This is a genomic window from Mesorhizobium atlanticum (assembly GCF_003289965.1).
In the GTDB taxonomy this organism is placed as follows: Bacteria; Pseudomonadota; Alphaproteobacteria; order Rhizobiales; family Rhizobiaceae; genus Mesorhizobium; species Mesorhizobium atlanticum.
This window is the reverse complement of the sequence record NZ_QMBQ01000003.1, coordinates 56910-83092: the sequence shown is the minus strand read 5'-3', so window position 1 is coordinate 83092 and position 26183 is coordinate 56910. Positions and strand designations below refer to the sequence as shown.

23 protein-coding genes and 1 other RNA gene are annotated in these 26183 nt (G+C 63.9%); 11 read left to right on the top strand and 13 right to left on the bottom strand.

Features of this window, described 5'->3' with window-relative positions; genetic code table 11:
• Nucleotides 1-3 precede the first annotated feature (3 nt).
• The 5 genes from rnpB to DPM35_RS10130 all read right to left on the bottom strand — a co-directional run bounded on the left by rnpB (nt 4) and on the right by DPM35_RS10130 (nt 3240).
• Nucleotides 4-399: RNase P RNA component class A (rnpB, locus tag DPM35_RS10150), an RNA gene on the bottom strand.
• Nucleotides 400-524: 125 nt separating this feature from the next.
• On the bottom strand, nt 525-1232 hold the full coding sequence (locus tag DPM35_RS10145; RefSeq protein WP_112127187.1) for a lytic transglycosylase domain-containing protein: 708 nt from the start codon (nt 1230-1232) through the stop codon (nt 525-527).
• 185 nt (nt 1233-1417) lie between these two features.
• A complete protein-coding gene (locus DPM35_RS10140) occupies nt 1418-2185 on the bottom strand; it encodes an N-acetylmuramoyl-L-alanine amidase (RefSeq protein ID WP_112127186.1) in 768 nt (255 codons plus the stop codon).
• A complete protein-coding gene (locus tag DPM35_RS10135; protein WP_112127740.1) occupies nt 2182-2901 on the bottom strand; it encodes a J domain-containing protein in 720 nt (239 codons plus the stop codon). The genes DPM35_RS10140 and DPM35_RS10135 overlap by 4 nt, the downstream gene beginning before the upstream one ends.
• Nucleotides 2902-3033: 132 nt before the next feature.
• A complete protein-coding gene (locus tag DPM35_RS10130; protein WP_112127185.1) occupies nt 3034-3240 on the bottom strand; it encodes a hypothetical protein in 207 nt (68 codons plus the stop codon).
• 176 nt (nt 3241-3416) lie between these two features.
• On the opposite strand from DPM35_RS10130, the gene DPM35_RS10125 reads away from it, so the two are divergent.
• Genes DPM35_RS10125 through DPM35_RS10115 form a run of 3 tightly spaced genes read left to right on the top strand, consistent with a single transcriptional unit; the run spans nt 3417 to nt 9054 of the window.
• Nucleotides 3417-7049, top strand: a complete 3633-nt coding sequence (locus DPM35_RS10125; protein WP_112127184.1) for a hydantoinase B/oxoprolinase family protein — start codon at nt 3417-3419, stop codon at nt 7047-7049.
• 44 nt (nt 7050-7093) lie between these two features.
• Nucleotides 7094-8392, top strand: a complete 1299-nt coding sequence (locus tag DPM35_RS10120; protein WP_112127183.1) for a BtaA family protein — start codon at nt 7094-7096, stop codon at nt 8390-8392.
• On the top strand, nt 8389-9054 hold the full coding sequence (locus DPM35_RS10115) for a class I SAM-dependent methyltransferase (protein ID WP_112127182.1): 666 nt from the start codon (nt 8389-8391) through the stop codon (nt 9052-9054). Before DPM35_RS10120 ends, DPM35_RS10115 begins: the two co-directional genes overlap by 4 nt.
• Before the next feature lie 11 nt (nt 9055-9065).
• Here the strand turns inward: DPM35_RS10115 and DPM35_RS10110 are convergent, their stop codons facing one another.
• Nucleotides 9066-10448: a serine hydrolase domain-containing protein gene (locus tag DPM35_RS10110; protein ID WP_112127181.1), complete on the bottom strand. Its 1383-nt coding sequence runs from the start codon at nt 10446-10448 to the stop codon at nt 9066-9068.
• A gap of 289 nt (nt 10449-10737) precedes the next feature.
• Here DPM35_RS10110 and DPM35_RS10105 point away from each other — a divergent pair, with 289 nt between their 5' ends.
• A complete protein-coding gene (locus DPM35_RS10105) occupies nt 10738-11529 on the top strand; it encodes a glycoside hydrolase family 25 protein (protein WP_112127180.1) in 792 nt (263 codons plus the stop codon).
• A 184-nt stretch (nt 11530-11713) separates the two neighbouring features.
• Nucleotides 11714-12892 (top strand): lytic murein transglycosylase, encoded by a 1179-nt coding sequence (locus tag DPM35_RS10100; RefSeq protein ID WP_112127179.1) that lies wholly within the window; start codon nt 11714-11716, stop codon nt 12890-12892.
• A gap of 40 nt (nt 12893-12932) precedes the next feature.
• On the opposite strand, the gene DPM35_RS10095 is transcribed toward DPM35_RS10100, so the two are convergent.
• Complete coding sequence (locus DPM35_RS10095) at nt 12933-14153, bottom strand: alanine racemase (RefSeq protein WP_112127178.1); 1221 nt, start codon at nt 14151-14153, stop codon at nt 12933-12935.
• 210 nt (nt 14154-14363) lie between these two features.
• Here DPM35_RS10095 and DPM35_RS10090 point away from each other — a divergent pair, with 210 nt between their 5' ends.
• Entirely contained in the window at nt 14364-15284 is a 921-nt protein-coding gene (locus DPM35_RS10090) for a DMT family transporter (protein ID WP_181591984.1), read from the top strand.
• A gap of 391 nt (nt 15285-15675) precedes the next feature.
• On the opposite strand, the gene metF is transcribed toward DPM35_RS10090, so the two are convergent.
• Complete coding sequence (gene metF / locus DPM35_RS10085; protein ID WP_112127176.1) at nt 15676-16593, bottom strand: methylenetetrahydrofolate reductase [NAD(P)H]; 918 nt, start codon at nt 16591-16593, stop codon at nt 15676-15678.
• Nucleotides 16593-17600, bottom strand: coding sequence for an ArsR/SmtB family transcription factor (locus DPM35_RS10080; protein ID WP_112127175.1), 1008 nt, complete (start codon nt 17598-17600; stop codon nt 16593-16595). The genes metF and DPM35_RS10080 overlap by 1 nt, the downstream gene beginning before the upstream one ends.
• Before the next feature lie 140 nt (nt 17601-17740).
• Between DPM35_RS10080 and tsaA the strand changes: the two genes are divergently transcribed.
• From tsaA to DPM35_RS10060, 4 genes are all read left to right on the top strand, one after another.
• Nucleotides 17741-18247, top strand: coding sequence for a tRNA (N6-threonylcarbamoyladenosine(37)-N6)-methyltransferase TrmO (gene tsaA / locus DPM35_RS10075; RefSeq protein ID WP_112127174.1), 507 nt, complete (start codon nt 17741-17743; stop codon nt 18245-18247).
• Entirely contained in the window at nt 18244-18558 is a 315-nt protein-coding gene (locus tag DPM35_RS10070; protein WP_042637658.1) for a DUF2293 domain-containing protein, read from the top strand. The genes tsaA and DPM35_RS10070 overlap by 4 nt, the downstream gene beginning before the upstream one ends.
• 85 nt (nt 18559-18643) lie before the next feature.
• Nucleotides 18644-19600, top strand: coding sequence for a D-amino acid aminotransferase (locus tag DPM35_RS10065; RefSeq protein WP_112127173.1), 957 nt, complete (start codon nt 18644-18646; stop codon nt 19598-19600).
• A 226-nt stretch (nt 19601-19826) separates the two neighbouring features.
• The gene (locus DPM35_RS10060) at nt 19827-20666 is read left to right on the top strand and encodes an SDR family oxidoreductase (protein ID WP_112127172.1); all 840 of its coding nucleotides are present in this window, start codon (nt 19827-19829) and stop codon (nt 20664-20666) included.
• 171 nt (nt 20667-20837) lie between these two features.
• On the opposite strand, the gene DPM35_RS10055 is transcribed toward DPM35_RS10060, so the two are convergent.
• Nucleotides 20838-21464: an MOSC domain-containing protein gene (locus tag DPM35_RS10055; RefSeq protein WP_112127171.1), complete on the bottom strand. Its 627-nt coding sequence runs from the start codon at nt 21462-21464 to the stop codon at nt 20838-20840.
• 48 nt (nt 21465-21512) lie between these two features.
• On the opposite strand from DPM35_RS10055, the gene DPM35_RS10050 reads away from it, so the two are divergent.
• Nucleotides 21513-22211 carry a methyltransferase family protein gene (locus DPM35_RS10050; protein WP_245431494.1) on the top strand — a complete coding sequence of 233 codons (699 nt, stop codon included), beginning with the start codon at nt 21513-21515 and terminating at the stop codon, nt 22209-22211.
• A gap of 7 nt (nt 22212-22218) precedes the next feature.
• Here DPM35_RS10050 and DPM35_RS10045 read toward each other — a convergent pair whose 3' ends face one another.
• The 3 genes from DPM35_RS10045 to ettA all read right to left on the bottom strand — a co-directional run bounded on the left by DPM35_RS10045 (nt 22219) and on the right by ettA (nt 26004).
• Nucleotides 22219-23340: a beta-ketoacyl-ACP synthase III gene (locus DPM35_RS10045; RefSeq protein WP_112127170.1), complete on the bottom strand. Its 1122-nt coding sequence runs from the start codon at nt 23338-23340 to the stop codon at nt 22219-22221.
• A gap of 207 nt (nt 23341-23547) precedes the next feature.
• The gene (gene tam, locus DPM35_RS10040) at nt 23548-24315 is read right to left on the bottom strand and encodes a trans-aconitate 2-methyltransferase (protein WP_112127169.1); all 768 of its coding nucleotides are present in this window, start codon (nt 24313-24315) and stop codon (nt 23548-23550) included.
• 39 nt (nt 24316-24354) lie between these two features.
• Nucleotides 24355-26004 (bottom strand): energy-dependent translational throttle protein EttA, encoded by a 1650-nt coding sequence (ettA, locus tag DPM35_RS10035; protein ID WP_112127168.1) that lies wholly within the window; start codon nt 26002-26004, stop codon nt 24355-24357.
• Nucleotides 26005-26183: the final 179 nt, after the last annotated feature.

Sequence of the window (26183 nt, the reverse complement as noted above, 5' to 3'; positions counted from 1 at the left end):
AAAAATGCCAGCTGGCCTGTAAGCCGGGTTCTGTATGGCCCTCGCCTTGCGGCGAGAACGTGGCGGCCATTCATCTTGGGCGCATGTTGCCACGCGCCTCACGCAACCTACCCGGACGGTGGGCCGGAAACAGCCCTCGAGGGTTTCCCCTCGCACCGCCCCTATTCGGTTTTGCTCCCGGTGGGGTTTGCCCTGCCGCTCCTGTTGCCAGTCGCGCGGTGGGCTCTTACCCCACCCTTTCACCCTTGCCGCGGCAATGCCGCGGCGGTTTGCTTTCTGTGGCACTTTCCCTGGGGTCGCCCCCGCCGGCCGTTAGCCGGCACCGTGTCTCCATGGAGCCCGGACTTTCCTCACCCGCAACCTTTCGGTTCTCGCGGGCGCGGCCGCCCAGCCAGCTGGCAAGCGCGTATAAAGGGATTCCCGCCTGAAAACGCAAACGAAAAAGCGCATCGTCCCAACGCGCGGCGGCTTGGGGCAACGACGCGCATAAAGCGCGCGCGTTGGCCAAATCCGCCACGTTAGCATCAGGCCGGCGAGCCCAGCGCCACCATCTGCACCTTCACCTTGCTGCAATAGGCAGCGGAGACAGGGTTCATCCGCGTCGCGCCATGACCCGCATTGTATTTGAGGATCGTGCCGCAGGTGGTGCCGCCGCCGAGGTCCCGCGCCATGGCGAGGTATTTCATGCCATATTTGATGTTGGTGTCGGGATCGAACAATCCCTTGGCCGAACCGGTATAACCCATCATGCGCGCCGTCGCCGGCTTGATCTGCATCAGGCCGATCTCGCCTGCGCCGCCGACCATATTCGGCCGATAGTTGCTTTCGATCTTGATGACGGCCTTGGCCAGCGACACCGGCACGCCATAGCTCGCGGCATAGCGGGCAATGATCGCCGAATATTGGCCGTCGCCCGTCGTTGAGGACGACAACGCCGGCTTCTCAGGGTGGATGGAAGCTGTCGCGGTCAGGTCGATAGTCTGCCTGTTGCGCTTCGAATTGCGCCTTGCCGTTCTTTTCGCCGCTTTGGCTGCGGCAACCTTCTCCACTTTGGTCGGGGTGGTTCTCTCGACCCTTGAACCCTTGGCGGTCGGGCTTGCCTTCGGTGCCGCGGGCGCGGCGGCGAAGCCGTTGTCTGCCCGCAAGCTCAGAGGGGCACTGTTCGCTGGATTGAAGGCAAGAGTCATCACTCCGGCAGCAACGGCTGCCGCTACAACGGTCAATCTTTGCATGTAGTCCTGTTCTGTTAGAGCCGCGCGAAGAACTTCGCGCAGTTGGGTCAACTCAACATCGGGTGTCTTGGGGGGATAGACGCCCGACAACTTGCGGGAGGGGCATTTGCAGGCGGAATTGGCGGCAATGAAGGCGGCGCAATTCACTTTGAGTGACAGATTGTAATTTAAGGACCCCAGCGCGACTATTTGACGGTGGTTGCCTCTACGGAAGCCAGGAGCCGTTCCAGCGTGCGGATCGTCGAATTGTCCGCCACGCCATCCACCAATCGCCGCCGGAAATGTCGCTGGAACGCCGCCACCACGATTTCCGTCTGCTTGTCGTATTCGCCCGATATCTCGGCGCCATAGCCGTAAAGCGCCAGCATCGACTGCAGTGCTTCAACGTCGGCGCCGGTATCCCCGGCCTTCAGCGCAGCGCCTGCCTTTATCGGCGCCGCCGGCACGAGATGACCGACGCCGGCCGCGAACAGTGCCTTCCAGGGGAATTTCTCGCCCGGATCGACCTTGCGGCCCGGCGCCACGTCCGAATGTGCGAGCACCCTTGCCGAGGGAATGGAATGGCGCCCCACGATACCCGCGCACAGCTCGATCACGGCGCCGATCTGCCGCCGTGGGAAGGCCTTGTAGCCCAGCGTGTGCCCGGGATTGACGATCTCGATGCCGACCGAGCAGGAGTTGATGTCGGTTCGCCCGAGCCAGGAACTCTTGCCGGCATGCCAGGCGCGATCGCTCTCGCGCACCATTTGCACGATACGGCCGTCCTCGTGAACGAGGTAGTGCGAGGACACCTCGCTCGCCGGATCGCATAGCCACGCCTCGGCGCCGGCGCCGCTCGCCATGCCGGTATAGTGCAGCACGATCATGTCGGGCCGGAGCGCCTCGCGGCGCGGGCCGAAATTCGGCGAGACCCGGACCTCCGCACCTGGCTGGTCGGGCAGGAAACCGCTCATGCGTGCCTGAGGCCCCGCTCGATCATCTCATAGGCGGCATTGATCGCGGCGACCCTGGTCGTGGCGATCTTGATGAATTCCTGCGGCAGGCCGCGCGCGATCAACCTGTCCGGGTGATTGTCGGAGATCAGCTTGCGATAGCGTTTCCTGATCTCTTCGAACGGCTTGCCGCGTTCGATGCCCAGAACAACGTAAGGATCGGCGGCGCCGAGATTGACATGCCGCGACAGGATCGCCTCGTAATGCGCCTCGTCGATGCGAAAAATCTCGGCGATCCGATGCAGGAACTGGCCTTCCCGCTCATGGATGAGCCCGTCCGCCTTGGCGATGTGGAACAGGCCGTCGAGTATGTCTTCCAGCATCATGCAGTTGGCATGGCCGGAGCCGCAGAGCTGGGCCATGCGGTGGGCATAGGTCTCGAAGCCGGCAACGTCCTGCTTGGCGATGTCGTAAAGCCGTGCCACGTTGCGCGTCTCGCTTGGCGGAACTTCGAAAATTTCCTGGAAGGCGCGCACCTCGTCCTGGGTGACGATACCGTCGGCCTTGGCCATCTTGGCCGACAGCGCGATCATCGCCACCGAGAAGGCCACACGCCGGCGCAGGTCCGGATCACCGGAAAACACGGTGCGCACGGCTTCGACGACATCCGCGACGCCCGAGGACGCCGACGACGAAACACGAGCGATGAAGTCGCCAAGGCGGTCCCAAATCGACATGCCGGCTTCATAGAGCGAACCGGGCGGTTCTATCAAGTCTGGACAATGCCGCAGGTGATCGGGAGCTTCGGAATCGATGGGGCAAAACGAAGGCCGGCAATGCCGGCCTTCCTTGAATCTATCGATCAGCCCTTACTGCGCAGGCGCGGCAGGAGCCGGTTTTGTTGCCGGAGCCGGTTCAGCGGGCTTCGAAGCGTCGGGCGAGGCCGGCTTCATCGGCTGCTCGTTGGCCGGCGGATTGGTGCTCTGGGTAGTGGTCTTATCGGTGCCACTGTCGCTACAAGCCGCGACCCCCAACAGGGCAAGCGCCGACAAAGACGCCAGAATGAGCTTCTTCATGGTATCTCTCCTTCAACAGACGCTCACATTTCGGTGAGCGGTCGCAGGGGAAATGCATCAGCAGGCTCGCCGGTTTCGTAACGTTGCATTTCGATGTGTAACATCAACTTGCAATTGCTGGCGGGGAAATCCCAAACTAACAGAACATACGCTCGAAGACATGATGGGTAGAGAGAATGCCGGCAGTCGCGGAAACGCAGAAATGGGATTTTTGGATCGACCGCGGCGGCACTTTCACCGATATCATCGGCCGTGATCCGCAAGGCCGGCTGCACCCACGAAAACTCCTGTCCGAGAATCCCGAGGCTTATGCGGACGCCGCCATCCAGGGCATCCGCGACCTGTTGGGCTTGAAAGCCGGCGCCGCTATTTCCGCCGACGCGATCGGCGACGTCAAAATGGGCACGACCGTTGCCACCAATGCGCTGCTCGAGCGCAAGGGCGACCGAGTGCTGCTGCTGATCAGCAAGGGTTTTCGCGACGCATTGCGCATCGCCTATCAGGCGAGACCCGACATCTTCGCCAAGGAAATCATCCTGCCTGAGCAACTCTACGAGCGGGTGATCGAAGTCGATGAACGCGTGCGCGCCGACGGCTGCGTCGAGCGTCTGCTCGACATCGCGGCCTGCCGCCCGGCAATCGAGCAAGCCAGGGCCGATGGCATCGACGCGGTCGCCATCGTTTTCATGCATGCCTGGAAATACCCGGACCACGAAAAAGCCGTGGCAAAAGTCTGCCGCAAGATCGGCTTCAGCCAGATCTCCGTCAGCCACGAGGTCTCGCCGCTGATCAAGCTGGTCGGCCGCGGCGACACCACCGTGGTCGACGCCTACCTGTCGCCGATCCTGTCGCGCTATGTGCAGCGTGTGGCCGGCGAACTGGGCGCCGGGCCGCGGCTGATGTTCATGATGTCGTCGGGCGGCCTCACCGCCGCCGACATGTTCCAGGGCAAGGATGCTCTGCTGTCCGGCCCGGCCGGCGGCGTCGTCGGCATGGTCGAGACGGCGAAGCTCGCCGGCTTCGACAAGGTCATCGGCTTCGACATGGGCGGCACCTCGACCGACGTCGCCCATTATGACGGCGAATATGAGCGCGCCTTCGACACGGAGGTCGCCGGCGTGCGCATCCGCGCGCCGATGATGCGCATCCACACGGTCGCCGCCGGCGGAGGCTCGATCCTGCATTACGAGGCCGGCCGCTTCCGCGTCGGCCCGGATTCCGCCGGCGCCAATCCCGGCCCGGCCGCCTATCGGCGCGGCGGCCCGCTCGCCGTCACCGACGCCAATGTCATGCTCGGAAAATTGCAGCCCGATTTCTTCCCGGCGATTTTCGGCGCCGGCCAGGACCAGCCACTCGACGCCGGCACGGTTCGCGAGAAGTTCGCGGCGCTTGCCGCCCAGATCGGCGACGGCCGCTCGCCCGAGGCGGTCGCCGAAGGCTTTGTCACCATCGCCGTCGAGAACATGGCCAACGCCATCAAGAAGATCTCGGTGCAGCGCGGCTACGATGTCACGGAATATCTGCTCAACTGTTTCGGCGGCGCCGGCGGCCAGCACGCCTGCCTGGTCGCCGACGCGCTCGGCATGGAAGCCGTGCTTATCCATCCCTTTTCCGGCCTGCTTTCCGCTTACGGCATCGGCCTCTCGTCGGTCTTCGCCTCGCGCCAGCAGGGCCTGCTACAGCCGCTTGCCGACGAGTCCCGAGCGGCGATCGAGGCGCTCATCGCGACGTTGCGCGGCGACGTCGTCGCCGAACTCGGCGAGCAAGGCATTGCCGAGGACGTCGTTTCAACGAGGCCTGTCCTGCATATCCGCTATGACGGCACCGATACGGCACTGCCGGTGAGTTTCGAACACGGCTCGATCTTCCGCGCCAGGAGCGACTTCGAGGCCGCGCACAAGGCGCAGTTCGGATTCGTCTATGAAGACAAGCCGATCGTCGTCGAGACCGTCGCCGTAGAAGGCATGGAAACCGCTCGACGGGACAAGGCTGAAGCCTCCGCCCCTGCCGGACTGGCAGGAGTCGAGCCTAAGTCTTCGGAAAGCCGGCGCATCTATACCGAGGGCCGCTGGCACGAGGCCGGCGTCTACCGCCGTGAAAACCTGCGGCCATCCAACACGGTCGCCGGACCCGCGCTGATCATCGAGCCGAACCAGACCATCGTCGTCGAGCCCGGCTGGCGCGCCGAAATCACCAGTCTCGACCACGTCGTGATCCGCCGCACGGAACGGAAAGCGCGTGCCGCGGCACTCGGCACCGAGGCCGATCCGGTGATGCTGGAGGTCTTCAACAACCTCTTCATGTCGATCGCCGAACAGATGGGCGTGACGCTGCAGAACACCGCTTATTCGGTCAACATCAAGGAGCGGCTCGATTTTTCCTGCGCCGTGTTCGACCGCCATGGCGCGCTGGTCGCCAACGCGCCGCACATGCCGGTGCATCTGGGCTCCATGGACCGTTCCGTCGAAACCATCATCCGCCTGAATTCCGGCGATATCCATCCGGGCGACGTCTTCGCGCTCAATGCCCCTTATAATGGCGGCACGCATCTGCCCGACATCACGGTGGTGACACCTGTCTTCGACGATGCGCTGAAGGAGATCCTGTTCTGGGCGGCCTCGCGCGGCCATCACGCCGATGTCGGCGGCACCGCGCCCGGCTCGATGACGCCGCTTGCGACGACGGTCGATGAGGAAGGCGTGCTGTTCGACAATTTCCGCATCGTCGACCGCGGCCGCTTCCGCGAGAAGGAGCTGGAGACGCTGCTTACCGACCATCCTTATCCCGCGCGCAACCCAACTCAGAACATCGCCGACCTCAAGGCGCAGATCGCCGCCAACGAAAAGGGCGTGGCGGAACTGCGCAAGATGGTCGCGCATTTCGGCCTCGATGTCGTCGAGGCCTATATGGGCCATGTCCAGGACAACGCCGCCGAGAGCGTGCGCCGCGTCATCGAGCGGCTTCCCGACAGCGCGGCGTATGAATACCCGACCGACACCGGCCAGGTGATCAGGGTGAAGATCACCGTCGACCGGCAAAGGCGCGAGGCAACCGTCGACTTCACCGGCACCTCGCCTGTCATGAAGAACAATTTCAACGCACCGGAGCCGGTGGCCCGCGCCGCGGTGCTTTATGCTTTCCGCGTCATGGTGGAGGACATGATCCCGATGAATGCCGGGTGCCTCAGGCCGATCAACATCATCATCCCCGACGGCTCGATGCTGAAGCCCGCCTACCCTGCCGCCGTCGTCGCTGGCAATGTCGAGACCTCGCAGCACGTCACCAACGCGCTGTTCGGCGCGATGGGCGCCATGGCCAATGCGCAAGGCACCATGAACAACCTCACCTTCGGCAACAGGAAATACCAGTATTACGAGACGATCTGCTCCGGCTCGCCGGCCGGCCGGATGAATTCGGGACGCGGTTTTGCCGGCACCTCCGGCGTTCACACCCACATGACCAATTCGCGCCTCACCGACCCCGAGGTGCTGGAACTGCGCTTCCCTGTTGTGCTGGAAGATTTCCACATCCGCGAGGGTTCCGGCGGCAAGGGCAAGTGGAATGCCGGCGACGGCACCAGGCGGACCATCCGCTTCCTCGAAACGATGGAATGCGCGATCCTCTCCTCGCACCGCAATCGCCCACCCCAGGGCCTCGAAGGCGGCGGCGACGGCGAGTCGGGCTCGACCAAGGTCAGGCGCAATGACGGCTCGGTCGATGTGCTGAAGGCCTGCGACCAGACCACGCTCGATGCTGGCGAAGACGTCATCGTCACCACGCCGACGCCCGGAGCGTTCGGAAAGGCGTAAGAATTCGTGACGGCCTCCCGTCAACAGGCTGTCACCTGCCTGTCATGACGCTGCGCTACCCGCTTGCGCCAACGCAAACGGGGAATCACCTTTCCATGTCGGACGTATCCGGAGAACTCGTTTATCGTCGAGGCAAGGAAGTCGGAAAGGCCGTCTACCAGAACCGGGCATTGTCGAAGGACGGCATTTCCGAGCGGCTCTTTGCCTTCCTGTTCTCCGGTCTGGTCTATCCGCAGATCTGGGAAGACCCGGATGTCGACATGGAGGCAATGCAGCTCGGCGCCGGTCACCGCGTCGTCACGATCGCCTCGGGCGGCTGCAACATTCTGGCTTATCTGACCCGCTCGCCGGCCAGGATTGACGCGGTCGATCTCAACGCCGCGCATATCGCGCTCAACCGCATGAAGCTGGAAGCGGTGCGCCACCTGCCGTCGCACGGCGACCTGTTCCGCTTCTTCGGTGCCACCGACACCAGCCACAATTCCGATGCCTATGATCGCTTCATCGCGCCGCATCTCGATCCGGTGAGCCGCCACTACTGGGAGCGCCGCAACTGGCGCGGCCGCCGCCGCATCTCGGTCTTCGACCGCAATTTCTACCAGACCGGCCTGCTCGGCCTGTTCATCGCCATGGGCCATCGCGTGGGCAAGCTGTTCGGCGTCGACCCGGCCGGCATCATGAAGGCCGAGAACATCGGCGAGCAGCGCCGCTTCTTCAACGAGGAACTGGCTCCGGTCTTCGACAAGAAGCTGCTGCGCTGGGCGACCTCGCGCAAGGCTTCGCTGTTCGGCCTCGGCATCCCGCCGGCGCAGTACGACTCGCTGATCACCTCCGGCGACGGCTCGATGGCGAGCGTCTTGAAGGCGCGGCTGGAAAAGCTCGCTTGCGACTTCCCGCTCAAGAACAATTATTTCGCCTGGCAGGCCTTCGCCCGCCGCTATCCGCAGCCCGGCGAGGCAGCACTCCCCGCCTATCTGGAACAGCGCAATTACAAGACGATCCGCGACAACATCGACCGCGTCGCCATCCACCATGCCAACCTGATCAAGTTCCTGGCGGCCAAGGAGGCGGGCACGGTCGACCGCTTCGTCCTGCTCGACGCACAGGACTGGATGACCGACGACCTGCTCAACGCGCTCTGGACCGAGATCACCCGCACGGCTTCCGTGGGTGCTCGCGTCATCTTCCGCACCGCGGCCGAGCCCAGCCTGTTGCCCGGCCGCGTTTCCAGCTCGCTGCTTGACCAGTGGGCGTATGAGGCCGATGCCTCGCGCGAATTCTCCGCAAAGGACCGCTCGGCGATCTATGGCGGCTTCCACCTTTACGTGAAGCGCGCCGCATGAGCACGACGGAGCTGCCGGCCAGCCATGCCGAACTGATGGACGGCGTCTACCGTTGGCAGCGCCACATCTACGACCTGACCCGCAAATACTACCTGCTTGGCCGCGACCGGCTGATCGACGGGTTGGACGTGCCGCAAGGCGGCACCGTGCTGGAGCTCGGCTGCGGCACCGGCCGCAACATCGTGCTTGCCGCCCGCCGCTATCCAAACGCCCGCTTCTTCGGCCTCGATATCTCGGCCGAGATGTTGGAGACGGCCAATGCGGCCATCGCTCGCGAAGGTTTCTCCGGCAAGGTCAAACTGGCGCGCGGCGACGCCACCGATTTCGACGCCAAGGAGTTGTTCGGCGTCGAGCATTTCGACCGCGTCTTCGTGTCCTATTCGCTGTCGATGATCCCCGGCTGGGAAAACACCGTCTCGGCGGCGCTGGCCGCGCTTGCGCCGGGCGGCTCGCTGCACGTGGTCGATTTCGGCCAGCAGGAGGGCCTTCCGCGCTGGTTCCGGGCGATGCTGCGCGGCTGGCTTCGGAAATTCCACGTCACACCGCGCGCCTCGCTGCGCGACGTGCTTGAATCGGAATCGCAGCGCACCGGCGCAACCTTCCGTTTCAGAACGCTTTATTGCGGCTATGCATATCTGGGCTTGATTGGACCCCCCAAATAGCAAAGCGCTACCTACTGCAGCGCCTTGACCAGCGCACCGACCATCGCTTGCGGACGATAGCCGAGCTTGGCCGGCGTCAGCCCAAGCCGCACCACCACCAGCTGCTCCGAGGGAATGATTGCCACCGTCTGGCCGTCATGGCCTTCCATCCAGTAGGTGTCCTTGGGCAGGCCGGCGGCAGCGCCCGCGCCGGGCTTTTCCTCGTCGCCCGGTCCCTCGATCCAGAGCTGGCCTTTGCCATACACTTTCGAGGCCGGCGCCGGCTCGCGCATCCAGTCAACGAAACCGGCGGGCAGGATCTGGTTGCCGTTCCAGACGCCGCCCTGCAGCAGGAACTGGCCGAAGCGCGCCCAGTCACGAGCCGTGGCATAGAGATAGGACGAGCCGACGAAAGTGCCCTGCTCGTCGGTCTCTAGCACCGCGCTATGCATGCCGAGCGGCTCGAACAACGCCGTGCGCGGCCAGGCCAGCGCTTTGGTCTTGTCGCCGATCGCATCCTGCCACAGGCGCGACAGCATCACCGCCGTGCCGCTCGAATAGGAAAACACCTTGCCGACCTCGCCGCTCAGCGGCTTGGCCTCGGCGAAACCAGCCATGTCCGGCTCGAGATAGAGCATGCGCGTCACGTCGGCGACATCGCCATAATCCTCGTTGAACTCCAGCCCGCTCGACATCGCCATCATATCGGCAAGGCTGATGGCGGCGCGGCCATCGGCCTTCCACGCCTTGAACAGACCCTTGTTGCCGATGGCGATCTTGCCGTCCTTGACCAGAGTGCCGACGATCGCGGCATTCACCGTCTTGGTCATCGACCAGCCGAGCAACGGCGTCTTCGCCGAGAAGCCGTCGCCATAACGCTCCGCGACGACGCGGCCGTTCTTCACCACCACGATGGCGCGCATGCCGGTTCCGGCCATGGCCGCGTCGTCGACGATTTTCGACACGTCGGGGTTCTGCGAAGTGTCCACCCGCTCGCCATACGGCCAGAGCTCATCTGGTTGCGCCGCGGCGGGCGGCACCGCACGCAACGAGGTCTGCCTGGCTTTGCCGGTATCGCCGTCGGGAACCGATGCGCAGCCGACCCCGAAGCGCTCTACGGCAACGCTCTTGCCCAGCACCCAGAGCAGCCCGGCCGAAACCATCCCCCTTTCTCTGTCGACCGACACTTTCATCAGCCTAAGCAGCGGATGGCCAGGCGCCTGCACGTCGACCGCCAGCACCTGGTTCGGGTCGCGGCCGGCGATGAAGACGTTCGAGCAGACGATCTTGGCCGAATAGCTGGAGCCGACGCGGATCAGTTCCGGCGGCGCGAGATAGAGCCAGGCGAAGAGCGCGACCACCGCCAGGATCACAAGGCCAAGCAGCCATTTGATGAACTTCACGACAGCCCGCATCTTTTCCGCCCTTCGGATTCGCCGGCACGATTTATGTCATCGATTTGCCGCCATTGCTTTCGCAAAATCATCGGCGTCGTCGAGCACCGTCAATGGATTATCAACCATGTTCGGCGATCAACTTGTCCATGTCGCCCAAAAGTGCGCAGCGGTTTTGGGGCAACGACATGGACAGACAAAAGAGGCGGATGATCTCGTGGGGCGATCATCCGGCAGGGGGCGCCAGATTAGCGACCACCATCAGTAAAGGACCCATCAGCGGCCGGCTGAACCCGGCCTGGGGAACGCCATGCGCCGTCTCGCGGCCATCCTGATGCTGACGCTGCTGAGCGCCTGCTCGACCGTGGACGATCTTTCGCCGCTGGCGCCGTCCGCGCAAACGGTTGCGGTGCGCGCGCCCAAATTCGAGGACTCCAAGCCGCATGAATGGGACAGCGGCGCGCCGTGGACCTACGCCATCCACGGCACGGATGTCTCCAAATACCAGACCTCGGTCGACTGGCCGACGGCGAGAGCCAGCGGCATCTCCTTCGCTTTCATCAAGGCGACCGAAGGCGGCGACCGTTTCGACGAAAATTTCAACGAGCACTGGGCACGCACCAGGGCCGCGGGAATTCCGCGCGCGGCCTATCATTTCTTCTATTTCTGCACGCCGGCGGAAGCCCAGGCGCGCTGGTTCATCGCCAATGTCCCCAATGACCCTTCGGCCATGCCGCCGGTGCTCGACATGGAATGGAACCCGAAATCGCCGACCTGCAGGCTGCGCCCCGATCCGGCCACCGTGCGCAGTGAAATGACCGTCTTTCTGCAAATGGTCGAGCGTCACTACGGCAAGAAGCCGATCATCTACACCTCGGTCGACTTCTTCGACGACAACCAATTGGCGACGTTCCGCGGCTACCCCTACTGGCTGCGCTCGGTCGCAGGGCACCCGCGTGAGAAATACGGCAGCCATCCCTTCACCTTCTGGCAGTACACCGGCACCGGCATCGTGCCCGGCATGACCGGCAAGTCCGACATCAACGTCTTCAATGGCTCGGAAGCCGCCTGGAAGAAGTGGCTGCGGCAGAACACCCGTTGACATCGGCCCTCCCGCCTGCTTTTCGACACGGCGGGCGGCGAAACATGCAACCGCTGGTAATCCGGAGCGGCGTGCTCGCGCGAGTGCCTGGCGCGGCTCCTGAGCTTTGAAATCCTCGCATGCGCCTGTGCGGTCCCGATCCGGGATCACGATCAGGTCATGCGCCGGTCTCGAAAGGAAAGCGATGCGATTGCGCGTTGAAATCCTGGCGGCGCTGCTTGTCGGCGCGTTCGCACTGCCCGCGGCGGCGCAAGAATGTGGCGGCGATTTCGAGGCCTGGAAACAGGGCGTGGCGGCCGAGGCCAAGGCGGCCGGCGTCGGCGCCGTCGGCCTCGATGCGCTGGAGGACGCCACCATCGACGAGCGCGCGTTGGCGCGCGACCGGGCCCAGGGCGTCTTCACCCAGACTTTCACCGAATTCTCCAACCGGATGATCTCGGCCTACCGCCTGAAGCAGGGCGCGGCCAATCTGAAGAAATATGCCGAAATCTTCGACCGCGCCGACAAGCAGTTCGGCGTTCAGCCAGCCGTCATCACCGCCTTCTGGGGGCTGGAGACCGACTTCGGCGCCGTGCAGGGCGACTTCCATACGCTGAATGCGCTGGTCACGCTTTCGCATGACTGCCGTCGGCCTCAGCTCTTCCGCCAGCAATTGGTGCCGCTGTTGACGCTCATCGATCGCGGCGTGCTGCCGGCCGACGTCAAGGGGGCCTGGGCCGGCGAGATCGGCCAGACGCAGATCCTGCCGACCGATTATCTGGCGCACGGTGTCGACGGCGACGGCGACGGCAAGGTCGACCTCAGGAACAGCGTGCCGGACGTTATCATGACGACCGCCAGCAAGATCCAGTCGCGCGGCTGGAAGCGCGACCAGCCCTGGGTCCAGGAAGTGCGCGTCCCCGATGAGATGCCATGGGACCAGACCGGTCGCACCAACAAGCTGCCGCTGGCGCAGTGGGCTGAGTGGGGCGTCACCGAGCCCAACGGCAACCCGCTCATCGACAACGGGCTGAAGGCCGGCCTGGCGCTGCCGATGGGCCACAAGGGTCCCGCCTTCCTGACCTATGACAATTTCGACGTTTATCTGGAATGGAACCAGTCCTTCACCTATGCGCTGACCGCGGCCGTCATGGCGACGCGGTTTGCCGGCGCGCCGCAATTCGACCCGCGCACGCCCGAGCAGGGCTTGAGCGGCGACCAGATGAAGGCGCTGCAGACCAAGCTCGAAGCCAAGGGCTATGACGTCGGCACGGTCGACGGGATCCTGGGCACCAACACGCGCGAAGCGATCCGCAAGGAGCAGATGCGGCTTGGCCTGCCGGTGGATGGCTGGCCAACGCCGGAATTGTTGGCCAAGCTGTAGCACTTTCTCCTTCTCCCCTTGTTGTGGGAGAAGGGAGAACTCAATCCGCCATCGTCTCCAGACTCGCGAACCCTTGCGGCGCGTCGCCTTCGTCGAACGGCGTCGTCACCTCCACGAAGGTGTCGGGGAAGAAGCCGTTGAAGCGGGTCCTCAGCGACAGCGAGTAGGCGCCGATATGGCCGATCTCGATCCAGTCGCCGGTGTCGACCGTTTCCGGCAGCCAGAACGGACGCGACAGGATGTCGACGGAATCGCAGGTCGCGCCGCAGACCTTGAACGGCACGATGTTTTTTTCCGCGCCGTTACGCGTGCGGATCGCCGGATCGGGGATGAAGCGAGCCGGCAGCGTGATCTTGCCGGTCCATGAATCCGACAGCGAGGCCCAGATGCCGTCATTGATGTAGAGCCGCTTGCCCTTGCGCAAGAGCACGCGCACGATCAGCGAAAGGCAGCGCGCCACGATCACGCGGCCGGGCTCGGCCACCAGCGGCATCTGGTCGAACTGGTATTCCTTCAGGTCGCCGGCGAGCCGCGACATCAGCTGGCCGAGCGACGGCATCTCGACCAGCTTACGGTTGGGATCGTGGCCGTATTCGGCGGGGAAGCCACCGCCGACATCGAGCCCGGCAATGTCGAAGGTCAGGCGGTTGCGCACCCAGTCGGCCGAGGCCAGCGCCCGTTCATAGGTGTCGGGATCCTCGATCTGGCTGCCGACATGGAAGCAGAGCCCCACTTTGTAGCCGGTGCGGTTCAGCCGCTCGGCAAGCTCGACCGCGTTGGCCGGCCCTGCGCCGAATTTCTTCGACAATTCGTAAGCCGCATGGCCCTTGGTCTGGATGCGCACGAAGACGGTGATGGCGCCCGGGTCGATATCGAGCGCCCGCACCACGCGCGTCAGCTTGGTGATCTCGTCCTCATGGTCGAGCGAGATCACTCGGATGCCGTATTTCTCCAGCGCCAGCTTGATGTCCGACTGTGCCTTGACCGGGTGCATGTAGAGCATCTCGGCATCCGGCGAGACCGCGCGCACGGCAGCGAACTCTCCCGGCGAGGCGACGTCGAAAGTGCCGACGCCGGCTTCCACCAGCGTCTTCAGCACGATCTGCTCGCCATTGGTTTTCACCGCATAGGCGGTCTTGCCGGGAAACATGCCCATGAACTGCAGCGCATCCGCCTTCAGCACCTGCGGGCGAAAACAATAGACCGGATCGTCGGGACGAAGCGCCAGTGCCGCGTCACGGGCATTTTCGAATCGCTGCATGGACGAATCCTCAGGTCTGGAGCGCGCACAATTAATCCTAGCTAGCCGCCAAAGAAAACAGTTCTGTGTCTGTCGACCCGGCGCGGCCGGCTGCACATTTTGCCAACGCTAAACCACCGGTCAGGTTTCGGGTGGCCCTTGCCTGCGAACGCGATATCGGTTGGTGAGGTGCAACGGCCGAGATTGCGATCGGCCTGGGGAGGACATGACATGTCCACTATGACCGCCGCCGCGCCCACGCGCGGACCGATGACGCTCAAGGATTGGGCGCAGCTTCTCCTGCTCGGCGCGATCTGGGGCGGATCGTTCTTCTTTGCCCGCATTGCCGTATCCGAGATCCATCCGCTGGCGCTGGTGCTGTTCCGCGTCGCCGTCGCAGCGATCGCACTTCAGCTTTATCTGGCGGTCCGCGGCCCGTCGTTCCGGCTCGCCTTCCCGCATGCCGGCCTGTTCTTCCTGCTGGCGCTCACCAACAACGTCGTGCCCTTCTCGCTGATCTTCGCCGGCCAGACGCAGCTCGGCGCCGGCGTCGCCTCGGTGCTCAACGCCACGACGCCGTTCTGGACACTGGTGCTTGCCAATGCGCTCACAACCGACGAGAGGCTGTCCTGGAACAAGCTGGCCGGCATCGCGCTCGGCGTAGCCGGGACCGCGGTGATGATCGGCCCGGGTCTTGTTGCCGGCCTCGGCGGGCCGGTCTGGGCCAAGTTCGCGCTGATCGGCGCCTCGGTGTCCTATGCGATCGCCTTGATGATCGCGCGCCGCTTCAAGGGTGTGCCCTCGCCGGTGATTGCCACCGGGCAACTGACCGCCTCGACCATCATCATGACCCCCATCGTGCTCATTGCCTATGGGCCGACGGGCTTGTTCTCAGCCTCGCCGCCGGTCTGGGCCGCGGTGTTGGGACTGGCGCTGCTGTCCACCGCCTTCGCCTATATCCTCTATTTCAACCTCGTCGCCTCGGCCGGCGCCACCAATGCCTCGCTGGTCACCTTGATCGTGCCGGTCAGCGCGGTTCTGCTCGGCTTTCTCTTCCTCGGCGAGCGGTTGGCGCTGTTCGAAATCGGCGGCATGACGCTGATTGGACTCGGCTTGATCACCATCGACGGGCGGTTGTTCGGCAAATGGTAGCGGTGTCATGCCACACCGCCGCCACAATTTATTCACAACCGCGAAGCCGGCTTTTGCCGAAGAGTTTCAACGACTAACGGCCAATTTGTAGTCGCAAATTCCACAATCATGTCGCAATGCAGCACGTTTTCCGCTTGCCTGTGGCCCAAATGACCCTAGACTCCTGCCATAGCTCTGAAGAGGAGGCTATGACATGGGACTGACGAGGCCAATCAACGCTTTGATGATTTGTGCCGCATTCGCATTCATCGGTGCCCTTATCATAGGCGTTCTTCCCTGACCCGCCAAAGCCGGGAAGACCAGGCACCGAGAATAGTCCAACAGTTCGAAAAGGCCGGGTTTCCACCCGGCCTTTTCCATTGCAGACCCTGACTTCAGGCACAGCCTTGGTTCAGGCCGCGGCCGACCCGGTCGCCTCCGCCTCATGCGAGCGGATGCCGATCATGTGGCAGACGGCAAAGACGAGGTCGGCGCGGTTCATCGTGTAGAAATGGAAGTCGCCGACGCCGCGCTCGACGAGGTCGAGCACCTGCTCGGCCGCCACGGCCGAGGCCACAAGCGCATGTGTCTGCGGATCGTTCTCCAGCCCCTCGAAACGCTCGGCCAGCCATGCCGGCACCAGCGCCCCGCAGCGCGACGAGAAATTGGCGACCTGCGTGAAATTATGCACCGGCAGGATGCCGGGCACGATCGGGATATAGATGCCGGCGCGCCGTGCCCGCTCGACGTAGCGTTCGTAGAGATCGTTGTCGAAGAAGAACTGGGTGATCGCCCGCGTCGCGCCGTTGTCGACCTTGCGCTTCAGCATGTCGATGTCGGTGGCGAAGTCCGGGCTTTCCGGATGCTTTTCCGGATAGGCCGAGACCGAGATGTCGAAATCGCCGACGCTCTTCAGCGCGCCGACCAGTTCGGCGCCGTTGGCGTAGCCGTCGGGATGCGGGCGATAAGCGGTTCCGACGCCTGCGGCCGGATCGCCGCGCAGCGCGACGAAACGGGTGACGCCGAAGTCGACGAATTCGCGGATGACCGTGTCGACCTGGTCACGCGCCGCGTCGACGCAGGTCATATGCGCCGCTGGCGTCAGCGTCGTCTCGTTGAGGATGCGTTTGACCGTGCGCGCCGTGCGCTCGCGGGTCGAGCCGCCGGCGCCGTAGGTCACCGAGACGAATTTTGGCTTCAGCGGCTCCAGCCTTGTGACCGTGTCCCAGAGCCTTGCTTCCATCTCGTCATTCTTCGGCGGGAAGAATTCGAACGAGACCCTGACCTTGTCGCCGATGTCGGGGCGGCGGGAAAAGCGGAACTGGTTCATCAGGCTGTTTCCCTTACTGGCAAGGAATCGTTGGACGGATCGGCGATCTGCAGGCGGCGGTCGCGGCCGAGCCAGAGCTTGACGGTGAGCCTTGCCTCGTTGCCGCCGCGCGGCTCGAACTCCTGGCTGTCCTCCAGGTCGAGCCCAGCCTCCGCGAACCAGTCGGACATCTGCCGGTCGGAGAAGCCGAGCCGCATATGGGCGTGCTGGTCGCGCAGGAATTCCAGATTATGCGGCGCGAAGTCGACGACGATCAGCCGACCCGAGGGGCGCAGCAGCCGCGCCGCTTCGGCGATGGCGCGGGCGGGATCGTCGAGATAGTGCAGCACCTGGTGGATGGTGACGAGATCGAAGGCGTTGCGCTCGACCGGCGGTGAGAAAATGTCGCCCTGGCGAACCTGCGCATTGGCGATGCCGGCCTTGTCGAGATTGGCGCGCGCCACCGTCAGCATCTCGCGCGACATGTCGATGCCGACGCCGCGCCGGTAGAGCGGCGCGAAGATTTCGAGCAGCCGGCCCGTGCCGGTGCCGAGGTCGAGCATCGACTGGAACGGCCGCTTGCCGACGAGCTTGATGAGTGCCGCCTCCACCGCGCGGTCCGGCACATGCAGCGAGCGGATATGATCCCAGCTCGCGGCGTTCTCGGAGAAATATTCGGCGGCCCGATCCTGCCGCTTACGCTTCACCGCCGCCAGCCGCTCGAGATCGCGCACCACCTGCGGGTCGCCTTCGCTGATGCCGGAGACCAGGCGCTGCACGAAATCGCGCGAATTGTCCGTATCGGTCAGCCTGAAGAAGGCCCAGGACCCTTCCTGGTAGCGGCCAATCAGCCCGGCATCGAGCAGCAGCTTCAGATGGCGCGAGACGCGCGGCTGCGACTGGCCGAGGATCTCAGTGAGGTCGGAGACAGTGAGATCGCCACGCGAAAGCAGCACCAGGATGCGCAGCCGGCTGGATTCGGCCGCCGCCTTCAATGTATCTACCATTGTGTCGAGCGAGACATGCATGAGCGGGCTCTCGTTGAAAGATATAAAGATATGTTTATGTCGATTTTGAAACCCTGGCAAGCGCAATGTCGTTTCCGGACAAGAAAATGGCGCAGCCGTGACCCGCGCCGGGCGAGCGGCTCCTCCGGAGGGTGAACAGGATGTTTGAGACGCGCGACGGTGAAACGCTGCTTGCAGCCGATCCGGCGGGGTTGCGGCCGGACGGCCATGTCGTCTTCATCGGCCGCATCGTCTCGCCCTGGACGAGCCGCGAGGATTGCCCCAAGAACATGCGCGCCGCCCGTGAATCAGGGCGAACCGCGACAGTCCTGATCGACGAGCCCTATCGCCCGGGATTGCAAAACCTGGAACGGGCCAGTCACGTCGTCATCCTGTCCTGGCTGCATCACGCGCCGCGCAATCTGATTGTGCAGAAACCGCGCCACGCGGCTGAACCGAAAGGCGTTTTCTCGCTGCGCTCCCCTGCCCGGCCGAACCCTGTCGGCCTGCATGTGGCGAAGCTCGTCGCGCTCGACATCGAGGCCGGACGGATCGAGATCGACGCCATTGATGTGCTCGACGCCACGCCGGTCATCGACATCAAGCCCTACTACGCTTCGGTCGACGCCTTCCCGGAAGCGACCATCGCCGGACGCGACGACAAATGAGCGCCCCCACCGGCCGCCGCCGCGCCATCGCCAAGGCGCTGACCGCGCTTCTTCCCTTGGCGCCCTATGCCGACATGGAAAAGATCCGCGCCGACGCCGGTTCCGTGCACATGAAGACTCTGCCGCCGACGATCGCGGTGTGGCTGGCAACCATCGCCCATGTCCGTCACGCCCATACCGACTATGAAAAGCTGCTCGCCGAAGGCTACGACCGGGATTCGGCGCGTTTCTTCGTCATTGATGAGACCAATGCGGTGCTCACCCGCTGGCGCGCCACGCGGCTGCTGGAGGAAGACGACGAGGACGAATGAGGCCAAGCAGCGCAACCTGCCTGGCTCTACTGCATCCGCAGCCGGACGCTAGCCTGCCTCATTGGAACGCCCGAGGAGGAATGAAATGAGCCAGGCCGCCGCCACGCCAGCCAATTTCCCCTTTCTCTCCGATCGCCATCTCGACCCGCACGCCTATCCCGACGGCGTGGTCTTCCTCGACGGGCAGTATCTGCCAATGTCTCAGGCCGAGATCTCGGTGCTGGATTGGGGCTTTCTGCATTCGGACGCCACCTATGACACCGTGCATGTCTGGGACGGCCGCTTCTTCCGCCTCGACCTCCATCTCGACCGGTTCTTCGGCGGGCTGGAGAAGTTGCGCATGACGATCCCTTTCGATCGTGATGGCGTTGCCGATATTCTCCACAATTGCGTCGCGCTCTCCGGCCACCGCGCGGCTTACGTCGAAATGCTGTGCACGCGCGGTGCCTCGCCGACCTTCAGCCGCGACCCGCGCCAGGCGGTCAACCGCTTCATGGCTTTCGCTGTTCCCTTCGGCTCAATCGCCAATGCCGAACAGCTGCGGCGCGGCCTGCATGTCGCGATCAGCGACAAGGTGCGCATCCCGCCGGCTTCGATCGATCCCTCGATCAAGAACTACCACTGGCTCGATCTCGTCCGCGGCCTCTACGATGCCTATGACCGTGGCGCCGACACCGCGCTGATCCTCGACTTCAACGGCAATGTCGCCGAAGGTCCGGGCTTCAACGTCTTCTGCGTCAAGGACGACAAATTATCGACGCCTGCCGTCGGCGTGCTGCCCGGGATCACGCGCCGCACGGTGTTCGACCTATGTGCCGAGGCCGGCCTTTCTGCGGTCGCGACCGATGTCGGCGTGACCGCGCTGAAGGCAGCGGACGAGGTCTTCATCACCTCGACCGCCGGCGGCGTCATGCCGGTCACGACGATCGACGGCGCGCCTGTCGCCGACGGCAAGGTCGGCCCGATCACCGAGCGGCTGATGGCGCTCTATTGGAAAAGGCATGAGGACCCGGCCTGGTCGAGCGCGGTGCGCTATCCCTGACGGGCCAGCCAAATAAATCCGGCGGCGCCTCTGGAAAAAAGCCGAAAGCGCCGTACATGCAGCAAGCGGAGTAACCTCCGCTTATATCCGGAATACATCGCCCCTAAGGCAATCCCAGGAAAGGCGCATAGCTGTTTTCCGCCCGGAATTGCGCAAAAACACACACTTGGAGTGCCCGGCGATCCTGAGAGGCGCTGCACTGCTCCAAGGGCAAGGATCACAGATCATGACTGATAAGGTTTGGTTCATCACCGGATCGTCGAAGGGCTTTGGCCGCGTCTGGGCCGAGGCTGCGCTCGCCCGCGGCGATAGCGTCGCCGCTACCGCCCGCGATGCCGCCACGCTCGTCGATCTCGTCGAGAAATACGGCGACAGGATCGCGGCCATAAAGCTCGGCGTCACCGACAAAAAGGCCGTCGACGCCGCGATCGCCGAGGCGCACAAGCGGTTCGGCCGGATCGACGTCGTCATCAACAATGCCGGCTACGGCCATTTCGGCGCCATCGAGGAAGTCACCGAGCAGGAAGCGCGCGACCAGATCGAGACCAACGTCTTCGGCGCGCTTTGGGTGACGCAGGCGGCGCTGCCCATCATGCGGGCGCAGCGCTCCGGCCACATCATCCAGATCTCCTCGATCGGCGGCGTCAACGCCTTCGCCTCGCTCGGCCTCTACCACGCCTCGAAATGGGCGCTGGAAGCCTTCAGCCAGTCGCTCAGCCTGGAAGTCGCACCGTTCGGTATTCACGTGACCCTGGTCGAGCCGGGCGGTTTTTCCACGGACTGGGCGGGACCTTCGGCCAAGGTCTCCAAGCCGATCGACGCCTATGAGCCGGCACGCGCGGCCATGGCGGAGCGTCGCAGCCGAGCCGTGGCGGGCGACCCCGAGGCGACCGGCCCGGCGATGCTCGCCATCGTCGACGCTGCCGAGCCGCCGCTCAGGGTCTTCTTCGGCGACGGCGGCCTGCCGATGATCAAGCAGGAATACGCCAATCGCATAGCCACCTGGGAAAAGTGGGACGATGTTTCGGTGATGGCGCAGGGCGCCAACAAGAACCGCAAAGCCTGAAACTCTTTCGGCCGGACCTAAACCAGCCGAGGTATGCTGAGATTCAGGTCAGGGCGAGTCGAGAACGGTGGGTTCCGAGAACCGGAGCGGAGCGTACTTTTGGGTACGTGAGCACCGGAAGCACAGGAACCCGCCGTTCGCAGGCCGACCTCACCTGAATATCGGCATACTTCAGCGATAGATCCACTGCTCCGGCACCCGTACGGAAATCTCTTCGCCGACGGTGATCGTGCCGGGCTTCTCGACCCACGCGACAAGGCCGCGCAGCCGTTTCGCCTCCTTGGGAAAGAGCAGTGCGGTGGCACTGATATCCGCGGCGCCGACATGCTCGGCGATCGACTGTCCGGCAAAGCGGCAGGGCTTGTTCTGGCCGTCGACCTTGAGCGTCACGCCGCCCTTGAAGAACATCAGCGAGCCGGCCGGCAGCATCGACAGATGCGGCACGCCTTCGACCACAAGATTGGCGCCGATCCACTCCGGCCTGACCTCCGCGAGGCCCATGCGCTGCGCGACAATGGCAAGTTCATCGGCGGCGACCAGCGACAATTGCCGCTCGTTGCGCATCTCTGTGCCGCGCGGATACCAGGGCTCACGTCCGCCGGAACGCCGCGTTGTTCCGCCATGGAAGTCGCCGGCGATACCGTCGAAGCCAAGATGCAATTCCTCGACCGCCCGCGTCTCGAAATGATCGTGCGGGGCGGCATAGAGCGCCGCCGCCCTGGCCGTCAGCTTGCGACCCGGCACGATATCGACGGCGGATTCAGCAGTGGGAAAAAGTTCGAGGTTCGCTTCCTGCATGCCGTTGGTCTAAAGGTGCCGAAGAATGCGGTCCAGTCGAAAGCGTTGATGATCCGATCACACCGTTTGATGGCGATCACGATCTTCTTACCGCAAATCTCTTTCGTCGGCCGCGGCGAGCCGCAATGCTGCCGTGCCGGCGGCATAGACGATCGCGCGCAATCGGGAGAAGGCTCGATCATGCAGGCTGGACAAGCTGTCGCCGCCCTCTGGCTGTTGTGGCTGATATCCTGGCTACTTGCCGCGTCCTGGGCCGATCCGGCGCAAAAGCGCGCGGACTTCAAGTCGGAGGCACGCTACCGCGTCTTTTGGCTGGCCGGCACGGTGCTGATGTTCGTGCCGGCGCACGGCTATGTCGGCCGGCTGCGACTCTGGACGCCGACGCTCGCCGAGGCCTGGATCTGCGTTGCCCTGATCGCCATCGGCATCGCCTTCGCCTGGTGGGCGCGTCTGCATCTCGGTCGCTTGTGGTCGGCCAACGTCACCGCCAAGGCCGATCATCGCGTGGTCGATACCGGCCCTTATGGTCTCGTCCGGCACCCCATCTACACCGGCCTGCTGCTGTCGATCCTCGCCACCATGGCCGTCAAGGGCACGGTCTGGGGCATCGCCGGCGCCGCGCTGCTCCTCGTCGGTGTCGTCGTCAAGGCAAGACTGGAAGAGAGCTTCCTGCGCGGTGAGCTCGGCCCGGCCTATGACGACTATGCCAGGCGCGTACCGATGCTGGTGCCGTTCACGCCGGCCTGATCGCAGGCTACAACATTCTGAGCAGCGCGCCGCCGATCGAATAGCCGGCACCGAAGGCGCAGATCAGGCCGAAATCGCCGGCCTTCATGTCGGCATGGTTTTCCGACAGCGCCACGATCGCGCCGGCGCCGGCGGTGTTGCCGAGCCGCTCCAGCACCATGGGCGCGCGGTCGTGATCGACGTCGTGGCCGAAGGACAGTTTCAGGATCATCGCATTCATGCGCGCATTGGCCTGATGCAGCCAGAAGCGGCGGATTCCTTGCGGCGTCAGCCCGTGCTCGGCCAGGAACTCGACGATAAATTTCTGGCCGGCAACGGTGACTTCCTTGAACACCTTGTTGCCGACCTGCTTGATGAGATTGCCTTCCAGGTTGATCATGTAGGGATCGTCCTGGGCGGTGCGCGTGTGATAGCCGAGATTGGTGCGTATGTTGTTCGACATCTGCGTCCAGGTGCGCGTGTCGAGCACCTCGAAACGTCCCGGCCGCTTCTCGCCTTGCGCCAGTCCCTCGACGACCATGGCGACCGAGGCATCGCCGAAGATGAAATGCGTCTGCCGGTCGCGGAAGTTGAGATGGCCGGTGATGATTTCCGGCGTCGACACCAGGATGCGCTTGTGCGCACCCGACCTGACCAGATTGACGGCGACATGCAGCGCGGCTGCCGCCGAAGAGCAGCCCAATCCCATGTCGAAGCCGGCGCCCTTGGCGCCGAGCGCCTCCTGCATCTCGATGGCGATGGCCGGATAGGGCCGCTGATGGTGCGAAGCCGAGCAGATCACCAGGTCGACGTCCGATCCGTCGATCCCGGCATGGGCAAGCGCCTTCCTGGCAGAAGCAATGCCGAACTCCGCCTCCAGCGACAGCGCGTCGTCCGGCCGTGCCGGAATGCGCGGCGACATGCGGGTCGGATCGAGGATGCCCTCGCGCTCGATGACATGGCGGCTCTTGACCCCCGAGGCATGCACGATGAAGTCGCTGTCCGATTTCTGCAGCAGCGTTTCGCCACGGGTGGCGCGGCGCGCATTCTCGGTGTCGACCCAGCTGTTGAAGCTGGCGACCAGCTCTTCATTGGTGATGACGGGTTCAGGGATTTCGGCGCCGATGCCGCTGATGATGACGCGATGCATGTCCGATCCGTCTAGAGCAATTCCAGGAAAAGTGGGAACCGGTTTTCCGTTCGGAATTGCGTTGAACAAATGGCCCGGCCGTAACGGGCTCTGATGTGGGCGCGGAAATGGCCCTGTGCAACCCTTGTCGCATTCGGCCGGTTTATGCCAGCTTAAATCGACAACCCTCGCTGGCGTCGCGGCGAAACGCGCATTGCCGGAATTTGCTCACGCTCGCTTGGCGACGATGAAAATCCGCGGGAAGCGCAGCAGCACCTTGCCGTTCGCGGTTTTCGGATAGGCCTTGGCGATCTTGGCGGTGTAGCTGTCGAGGAACATCTTCTTCTCATCCGCGTCGAGCGGATCGAGGAACGGCTTCAGGCCGGTCGACTTGACCCATTCGACAACCGCTTCGGCATCGGCCAGCGGATGGTTGTAGATCGTGTGCCAGATATCCAGCCGGTCGGCAAGCGGTGACAGAAGGTCGTAGTAGAAGGACACCGGCGGCAGCGGCCCGCGCGCGGCGCCCTTGAGCTTGATCGCAAACGGCACTTCCGCCGCGGTCTCGCGCATCAGCTGATGCGAGGGCTCACCGAGATTGTCGGGCATCTGCACGGCCAGCGCGCCACCCGGCGCCAAAAGCCCCATCAGGCGCTGGAACACCGCCGGATGTTCCGGCAGCCACTGGAAGACGGCGTTGGCGAAGATGACGTCGACGGGATGCTCGGGCTGCCAGCTGGCAGCGTCCGCCAGCTCGAAATTGACATTGGGCAGCCGCGCCCTCGCCTTCTCGATCATGTCGGGCGAGGTGTCGAAGCCGCTGACCTGGGCATCCGGCCAGCGCTCGACCAGAAGCTCGGTCGAGTTGCCGGGACCGCAGCCGATATCGACGACGCGGCGCGGGAAATCGACCGGCACCTGTGCCACGAGATCGCGCGCGGGCCGCGTGCGCTCATCCTCGAACTTCAGATATTGGGCAGCGGACCAGTCAGCCATTTGAGAACCTCGCTGTTGTTCGCCGCCCTTTCTAACTGATTACCTAGTCAGCCGCTTGTGCGTCATGCGGTGCGGGGCGGCCGCCTCGGCGCCGAGGCGGCGCAGCTTGTCCTTTTCGTATTCCTCGAAATTGCCCTCGAACCATTCGACATGTGCGTCGCCCTCGAAGGCGAGCATGTGGGTTGCCATGCGGTCGAGGAACATGCGGTCGTGGCTGATGATCACGGCACAGCCGGCATAGGCTTCCAGCGCATCTTCCAGCGCGGCCAGCGTTTCGGTGTCGAGGTCGTTGGTCGGTTCGTCGAGCAGAAGCACATTGCCGCCGCCCTTCAGCATCTTGGCCAGATGCACGCGGTTGCGCTGGCCGCCCGACAGGCTGCCGACCTTCTGCTGCTGGTCGCCGCCGCGGAAGTTGAAGGACGAGCAGTAGGCGCGGCTGTTGACCTCGTGCTTGCCGAGCTTGATGACCTCGGCGCCGCCGGAAATTTCTTCCCAAACCGTCTTGTTCGGATCGAGCGCGTCGCGGCTCTGGTCGACATAGCCGAGCTTGACCGTCTCGCCGATGCGGATCGAGCCGGCATCAGGTTTTTCCTGCCCTGTTACCATCTTGAACAGCGTCGTCTTGCCGGCGCCGTTCGGGCCGATGACGCCGACGATGCCGCCCGGCGGCAGCTTGAACGACAGGTTTTCGATCAGGAGTTCGTCGCCAAAACCCTTGTTGAGGCCTTCCACCTCGATGACGACATTGCCGAGGCGCTCGCTCGCCGGGATGACGATCTGCGTGTCGGTCGGCTTGCGGTTCTGCGACTGCTCGACCAATTCCTCATAGGCCTTGATGCGCGCCTTCGACTTGGTCTGGCGCGCCTTGGGCGAGGATTGGATCCACTCGCGCTCGCGCCAGATCGACTTCTGGCGGGCGTCGTCCTCGCGGCCTTCCTGAATCAGGCGCTTGGCCTTGGCATCGAGATATTTGGTGTAGTTGCCCTCGTAAGGAATGCCGCGGCCGCGATCGAGCTCGAGGATCCAGCCGGTGACGTTGTCGAGGAAGTAGCGGTCGTGGGTGATGATCAGCACCGAGCCCGGATAGTCGCGCAGATGCTTTTCCAGCCATTGCGTGGTCTCGGCGTCGAGATGGTTGGTCGGTTCGTCGAGCAGCAGGAGGTCGGGCTGTTCGAGCAGCAGCCGGCACAGCGCCACGCGGCGGCGCTCACCGCCCGACAGGTTGGTCACCTCGGATTCCGGCGGCGGACACTGCAGCGCGTCCATCGCCATCTCGACCTGCTGTTCGAGATCCCAAAGGTTGAGGCGGTCCATCTCGTCCTGGAGCTTGGCCGACTCGTCGGCCGTCTCGTCGGAATAGTTCATCATCAGCTCGTTGTAGCGCTCGATGATGGCGGTCTTCCTGGCAACGCCGTCCATGACGTTTTCGCGCACGGTCTTCGAGTTGTCGAGCTGCGGTTCCTGCGCGAGGTAGCCGACGGTGGCGCCCTCGGCCAGCCAGGCCTCGCCCTGGAACTCCTTGTCGAGCCCGGCCATGATGCGCAGGATCGTCGACTTGCCCGAGCCGTTGGGGCCAAGGATGCCGATCTTGGCATCCGGATAGAAGGACAGATGAACGTTATCGAGCACCTTCTTAGTGCCATAGGCCTTCGACAGGCCTGACATGTGATAGATGAACTGGCGAGCCACGCGCGCTTTCCCTGGAAACTGAAGTGTCAAGGTGGATGGGGGTTGCGCGCTATGTAGGCGATGAAGCGCCGCACGGCAATCGCTTTCGGCACGCCGGCGGCCAAACGGGGCGCATTCTGCGCTTTGCGCCGCCAGTTCGTCGATCCAGGTCCGTCAACAGCTTTTCGTGGCTCCGCGAT